Genomic DNA, 2099 nt, shown 5'->3' with positions numbered 1-2099 from the left:
CGGCGGCGGCCTGTTTCTCGGGCAGGGTCAGGGCGCGTCTTGGCAGGCTGAGCCGTCGGCGGCCCAGGGCCACCGCCCCGGACGACACCACCAGCACCTGCTGGCCACGGGCGCGCACCCGCGCCAGATCGGCGGCGAAGGCGGCCAGCCACGCGCGATCGGCGCCATCTGGACCCACCAGCAGCGATGACCCGACCTTGACGACGAGGCGGCGCGCGGCCGCCAGGTCGCTCACGGCGCCCAGTCCGGGGCGGGCTCACCGCTGGCCGCGAGAGCCTCGGCCACCGCCTCGCCCTTGCGCGCGCGGACCAGGGCGTAGGCCTCGCGCAGCAGCTCGGTGACCCCCTCGCCGGAGACGCCGGAAACCTGCCGCACCTTGGCGCCCGACGCCTTGCGGAGCTGAGCGGCCTTGGCCTTGCGGGTCTCCTTGTCCAGGGCGTCAACCTTGGACAGCACCAGGAATTCGGTCTTGTCGCCCAATTCCTCGCCGTAGGCTTCAAGCTCGCGGCGCACCGTGCGCCAGGCCTCCACGACATCGTCCTGGGCGCCGTCGACCAGGTGGATCAGGGTGGCCGTGCGCTCCACGTGGCCCAGGAACCGGACGCCGAGACCCGCGCCTTCGGAGGCGCCCTCGATCAGGCCCGGGATGTCGGCCAGGATGAACCGTTCGCCTACCGACAGATCGACCATCCCCAGGTTCGGGGCCAGGGTGGTGAACGGATAGTCGGCGATTTTTGGCCGTGCGGCGCTGGCCGCGGCCAGGAAGGTGGACTTGCCGGCGTTGGGCAGGCCCACCAGCCCCACGTCGGCGATCAGTTTCAGGCGCAGCCAGATCCACTGCTCCACCCCGTCCTGGCCGGGATTGGCGAAGCGCGGCGCCTGGTTCACCGGACCCTTGAAATGGGTGTTGCCGAACCCGCCGTTGCCGCCCTTCAGCAGGCGGACGCGCTGGCCCGCCCGGTCCATGTCCAGCAGCAGGGTTTCCTTGTCCTCGGCGAACACCTGGGTGCCGACGGGGACCCGCAGGGTGGCGTCCTCGCCGTTGTGGCCATGGCGGTTGCGGCCCATGCCATGGACGCCGGTGTCGCCCTTGAAGTGCTGGTGATAGCGAAAGTCGATCAGGGTGTTGAGGCCGTCCACCGCCTCGATCCAGACATCGCCGCCCTTGCCGCCGTCGCCGCCGTCGGGGCCGCCGTACTCGATGTACTTCTCGCGGCGGAACGACACGGCCCCGCCGCCCCCGTTGCCGGAACGGATATAGATCTTGCACTCGTCGAGGAATTTCATGGGACCGGTCGAAAGCTTGTTGGACAGGGCGCATAGCACAGAACGCCCGCCCGGGCATTGGTCGCAGGACCGGCGGCCTTCGTCGCATCGCTGTTGGCCGTGGGCGCTCGGGCGGCCCAGGCTGGGGCCATGATCCGGATGATTTTCGTCGCGGGGCTGTTGCTGGCCCCATCCCCCAGCCTCGCCCAGCCGGCGGCGGCGCCCAAGCCACCCGCCTGCGCCGACGCCGCCCACCACGCCTTCGACTTCTGGATCGGCCGCTGGACGGTGACCGAGACGAAGACCGGCAAGCCCGCGGGCCAGAGCCTGATCGAGGGCCTCTATGCGGGCTGCGCGATCCGCGAGAACTGGCGCGAGCCCGGCTATGCGGGTGGCAGCCTCAACACCTATGACGCGGCCGCCGGCAAGTGGCGCCAGACCTGGACCGACTCGGCGGGCACGTGGCGCGAGTTCGTGGGCGGGCTCGAGGCCGGCCGGATGGTGCTGGTCTGGCGCCACCCCGTCCAGGCCGATCCCTCGAAGATGGCGCGCGAGCGGATGATCTTCACGGCCAACGCCGACGGTTCCGTGCGGCAATATTCCGACGCCTCGACAGACGACGGCGAGACCTGGACCGAACGCTACGACTACACCTACCGAAAGGCCCCGAGGCGTTAGTGGCCCCCTAAACCCGCAGCGGCATGAGGATGTACGGGACGTCGACGTCCTGGGGGTCGAGGACCAGGGCCGGGTCGTTGGGGCCGCCGAAGCGCAGTTCGGCCAGTTCGCCGCTGATCTGGTCGGTGATGTCGAGCAGGTAGCGGGCGTTGAAG

The 2099-nt window shown here is 70.4% G+C and carries 2 protein-coding genes and 2 pseudogenes; 1 reads left to right on the top strand and 3 read right to left on the bottom strand.

All coding sequences use genetic code 11. The features are described from left to right. Both RMN86_RS11640 and obgE read right to left on the bottom strand, forming a co-directional pair. Nucleotides 1-235 (bottom strand): annotated as a pseudogene (locus RMN86_RS11640) (glutamate 5-kinase); the annotation flags it as partial. Then, on the bottom strand, nt 232-1287 hold the full coding sequence (obgE, locus tag RMN86_RS11635) for a GTPase ObgE (protein WP_309606008.1): 1056 nt from the start codon (nt 1285-1287) through the stop codon (nt 232-234). The gene obgE and the pseudogene RMN86_RS11640, both read right to left, overlap by 4 nt. A gap of 129 nt (nt 1288-1416) precedes the next feature. On the opposite strand from obgE, the gene RMN86_RS11630 reads away from it, so the two are divergent. Continuing rightward, on the top strand, nt 1417-1944 hold the full coding sequence (locus RMN86_RS11630) for a hypothetical protein (RefSeq protein ID WP_309606007.1): 528 nt from the start codon (nt 1417-1419) through the stop codon (nt 1942-1944). A gap of 7 nt (nt 1945-1951) precedes the next feature. Here RMN86_RS11630 and RMN86_RS11625 read toward each other — a convergent pair. Beyond that, nucleotides 1952-2099: pseudogene (locus RMN86_RS11625) on the bottom strand (DNA polymerase III subunit beta); the annotation flags it as partial.

It is taken from the genome of Phenylobacterium sp. (assembly GCF_031360265.1).
Taxonomy (GTDB): domain Bacteria; phylum Pseudomonadota; class Alphaproteobacteria; order Caulobacterales; family Caulobacteraceae; genus Phenylobacterium.
Note: the sequence above shows the minus strand (reverse complement) of the source record. Positions and strands in the feature narration are given on the sequence as shown.

Excerpts from the sequence above, each read along its gene's own strand:
- obgE (WP_309606008.1), bottom strand. The coding sequence starts at position 1,287 with ATGAAATTCCTCGACGAGTGCAAGATCTATATCCGTTCCGGCAACGGG.
- RMN86_RS11630 (WP_309606007.1), top strand. The coding sequence starts at position 1,417 with ATGATCCGGATGATTTTCGTCGCGGGGCTGTTGCTGGCCCCATCCCCC.